The following is a 4,127-nucleotide window of genomic DNA, read 5'->3' as shown; positions in this document are numbered from 1 at the left end:
CGAAAGACCAGACGATTCCCGCCCCTCCCCAAAGCCGAAAAAGCAACCTCCCTCCAGCCCGCTCCACAAGCGACTTCTAAGCACCCCCAAAAACGACCTACCGTAAGATCGTCGAAAAAACCTACTACGACCCACGGTAGGTCGGTCGACCGACCTACCGTGCATCCCTTTTTGACCCAAAGTAGCGAAAACGACTTCAGCCTCCGAAGTGCCCTCCGATTATGCGGGGTAGAGAGCCGTAATGGAGGCCTGACAGATTATACCTACCTTTGCCGTCGGAGTGAGGCAGTAGCGTCTGCCCGTTTCGCTTCATCTTCAGTATCAACATAGCGTTTGCTATTTATTCGGAAATGTCTTAGAACCTAGGAAATTCAAAGTACGTCACTCGAATAAGTCAGTGAACGCCTGCGCATAGCGTAGGCGTGACTTATCTCTTGTGACGTGGGCATTCCTAGGGCCTTAAGACAAAGAGTGGGAAGCGTCTACGCTTCTCTTTTGTCTTAGGGTTCTTAGGGGGCTCACGCCGAAGAGATAGCCAGCGCCTAACACGCTATGCGCTTATGGCAAACAAGCAACTCACCCAGGCGAAGAAGGCCAAGAAGGATGAGTTCTACACCCAGCTCGAAGACATAGAGGCAGAGCTCAAACACTACAAAAAGCACTTCGAAGGCAAGACCGTCCTCTGCAACTGCGACGACCCTCGGATGAGTCACTTCTTCTACTACTTCGTCCTGAACTTCCATCTGCTTGGACTCAAGAAGCTCATCACCACCTGCTACAAGAACCAAGATCCAGATCTCTTCTCTGTCAGTGCGACCGAGCAGGCGGTCTACCTCGTCTATGAGGGAGAAGATATTGGCATGCCTCCCAACCCTAATATCGCTGGACTCGTGCATCCGCTGAAAGGAGATGGGGACTTCCGCAGTGAAGAGTGTATCGAGTTCCTCAAAGAAGCAGATATCGTCGTCACCAATCCTCCCTTCTCTCTCTTCCGGGAATACGTCGCTCAGCTGATGGAGTACCAGAAGAAGTTTATCATCATCGGCAATATAAATGCTGTCACCTATAAGGAGATCTTCCCTTTCGTACAAAGTGAGCAGATCTGGCTAGGGCCAAGCATTCATAGCGGAGATAGAGAGTTTGAGATACCAAGCAGTTACCCCCTGGAAGCTGCGAGTTCACGTACAGATAGTGACGGGCGAAAATTCATACGCATGAAGGGCGTACGGTGGTTCACCAATTTAGACTTTCCTCAGAGACATGAGGAGCTTATTCTCTATAAGAAGTATAAGCCAGAGGACTATCCATACTTTGATAACTATGCAGCGATCAATGTAGGCAAGACAGCGGATATCCCCTGTGACTACGACGAAGCTATGGGGGTGCCAATTACCTATTTAGACAAGCACAATCCAGAGCAATTCGAGATTCTTGACGCCAATAACCTCATCATCGAGAATAGAGCACCCAAGAAGCCACATGGTCTAATCAAAGATAAAGATGGATGTATCAACGGTCAAGCCGTATATGCACGCATTCTCATCCGCAAACGCAAGTAACCTATGAAGATTCGACTCGAACATATTGCCGTCCGTGACCTATTCGACGGGTATCAGGACAATGGGGAAAATGGCGTCGTCGCCTACGGAGGTAAGCTGGATGTACGCCCAGCCTACCAGCGTGAATTCATCTACAAACCCGAGCAACAGCGGGCGGTCATCGACACCCTAAGCAAAGGGTATCCGCTGAACGTGATGTACTGGTCTGACCAAGGAGATGGTAGCTACGAGCTGATCGACGGACAGCAGAGGACGCTATCCATCTGCACCTTCCTCAACAATGACTTTTCCTGCAAGGGGCTCTTCGGGAATCCACAGCCCCTAAAGTTTGGGACACTCTCTGAGGATCTACAGAAGAAGATCCTTGACTACGAGCTCACCGTCTATATATGCGACGGGACAGAGAGCGAGAAGCTTGAATGGTTCAGGACGATCAATATTGCCGGCGAAGAGCTTACCGACCAAGAGCTACGCAACGCTGTCTATGCGGGATCCTGGGTATCGGATGCCAAGCGCTACTTCAGTAAGACGGGGTGTGCTGCTTACAGGCTCGGGAGCAACTACCTCGGTGGGACAGCCATCCGACAGGACTATCTGGAGGAGGTAATCTATTGGTATGGAGACCGAGAGAACCCCAAGCAGAGCATCGAGGAATGTATGATCGAGCACCAGCACGACCCTACCGCTGAGGACCTCTGGGAGTACTTCAGGCGGGTCATCGCATGGGTAGAGAAGCTCTTCCCCACCTATCGGAAAGAGATGAAGGGGCTTCACTGGGGCATCTTCTACAATAGACACCATCAGTACACGTATGACCCACAGTCTCTAGAGCAGGAAGTCTCTCGACTGATGGCCGATGATGATGTGACCAAGAAAAGTGGTATCTATCAGTACGTCCTCGAGAAGACGATTGGGAACAACGACCCGAGCGTGCTCAATATACGGGCCTTCACCGAGAGCCAGAAGCGCACCGCCTACGAACAACAAGGCGGGGTCTGCGCCTACTGTGGGAAGAAGTTCGACTACAAGGAGATGGAAGGCGACCATATCACGCCCTGGCGCCTGGGAGGTAAGACCGAAGCCCAGAATCTTCAGATGCTCTGCAAGGACTGCAACCGCCGTAAGGGCAAGAAATAACTACCCGGGACGGGGAGGCTGATCTTCCCCTCCACTTGGAGGGTGCTTTTCGGAGCTTCGAAGCTCGGCCTTCCCCTCGTCCAAGAGCCCTGATAAATAGGGCATTTGCGAGGGGTCACAGGAGGGCCCCAAAAACGACCTACCGTAGGTCGCCGAAAAAACCTACTGTAGGTCGCACGACCCACGGTAGGTCGGTCGACCGACCTACCGTGCATCCCTTTTTGACCCCTCGGCATGGGGGAGAGAAGAAGCCTCGTCGGAGACCTCCCCAAAGGAGGGCGAAGCGAAGGGAAGAAGCAGAGCGGGCGGGCATTTAACGTATCTTTGCATCGAGAGAAGCAGGCTTAGTCTGCTTAGCAAACAACCAGAAGATATGGCTACAATCAAATGTATAGGAGTGCTGACCTCCGGAGGCGATGCGCCCGGGATGAACGCCGCCATCCGCTCAGTCACTCGCACCGCTATCTACCACGGGATCCGAGTCAAGGGGATCTACCGAGGCTACAAGGGATTGATCACGGGAGAGATCGAGGAATTCGAGACGCAGCACGTGAGCAATATCATCCAGCGTGGGGGTACGATCCTCAAGACTGCCCGTTGCCCAGAGTTTCGCACCTCCGAAGGTCGCCGCCTCGCCTACGAGACGATGCGCTCCCATGGGATCGATGCACTGGTCGTGATCGGAGGCGACGGATCGCTGTCGGGCGCACGGGAGTTCGCCGACGAATTTGACATCCCCATCGTAGGCCTCCCCGGCACGATCGACAACGATCTCTACGGCACAGACCTGACGATCGGCTACGACACGGCGCTCAATACCATCGTGTCGGCGGTGGATAAGATCCGGGATACGGCCTCTTCGCACGAACGGCTCTTCTTCGTCGAAGTCATGGGGCGAGAAGCTGGCTTCCTAGCGCTCAACGGGGCTATGGCCGCAGGTGCAGAGGCAGCGATCATCCCCGAGTTTGCCGTCGAGAAGGACCAGCTCGCCGAGACGATCGAGAATGGCTTCCGCAAGACGAAGAATAGCAGTATCGTGCTCGTCTCCGAGAGCGAAAGCACCGGCGGAGCGATGAAGGTCGCCGAGCGAGTAGAGAAGGAGTACCCCCAGTTCGATGTGCGGGTCGTGATCCTCGGGCATATCCAGCGTGGGGGCTCACCCAGCGCTCAAGACCGGATCATCGCTAGCCGAATGGGGGTCGCAGCTATCGAGGCGCTCCTCGACGGCCAGCGCAATGTGATGATCGGTATCGTCAACGATGCTCTCGTCTACGTACCCTTCTCCAAGGCGATCAAGAAGAATAAGCCGATCGACAAGGAGCAGGTAGAAGCCCTACGTATCCTCTCGATCTAGAGGGCTCCACTCTCCCCCACTCTCGGGGAGAAAAGTAAAGCGCCATCGGGCACAAAGCATCAGATGCTTTGTGCCCG

3 protein-coding genes are annotated in these 4,127 nt (G+C 54.0%); all 3 read left to right on the top strand.

Annotated elements, in window-relative coordinates; genetic code table 11:
• Nucleotides 1–560: 560 nt before the first annotated feature.
• The 3 genes from HMPREF1556_RS01775 to pfkA all read left to right on the top strand — a co-directional run bounded on the left by HMPREF1556_RS01775 (nucleotide 561) and on the right by pfkA (nucleotide 4,050).
• On the top strand, nucleotides 561–1,559 hold the full coding sequence (locus tag HMPREF1556_RS01775) for an adenine-specific methyltransferase EcoRI family protein (RefSeq protein ID WP_021666480.1): 999 nt from the start codon (nucleotides 561–563) through the stop codon (nucleotides 1,557–1,559).
• A 3-nt stretch (nucleotides 1,560–1,562) separates the two neighbouring features.
• Nucleotides 1,563–2,696, top strand: a complete 1,134-nt coding sequence (locus tag HMPREF1556_RS01770) for a DUF262 domain-containing protein (RefSeq protein WP_021666479.1) — start codon at nucleotides 1,563–1,565, stop codon at nucleotides 2,694–2,696.
• A 373-nt stretch (nucleotides 2,697–3,069) separates the two neighbouring features.
• A complete protein-coding gene (pfkA, locus tag HMPREF1556_RS01765; protein WP_021666477.1) occupies nucleotides 3,070–4,050 on the top strand; it encodes a 6-phosphofructokinase in 981 nt (326 codons plus the stop codon).
• The last annotated feature ends 77 nt before the right edge of the window (nucleotides 4,051–4,127 follow it).

It is taken from the genome of Porphyromonas sp. oral taxon 278 str. W7784 (genome assembly GCF_000467855.2).
GTDB lineage: Bacteria > Bacteroidota > Bacteroidia > Bacteroidales > Porphyromonadaceae > Porphyromonas.
Note: the sequence above shows the minus strand (reverse complement) of the source record. Positions and strands in the feature narration are given on the sequence as shown.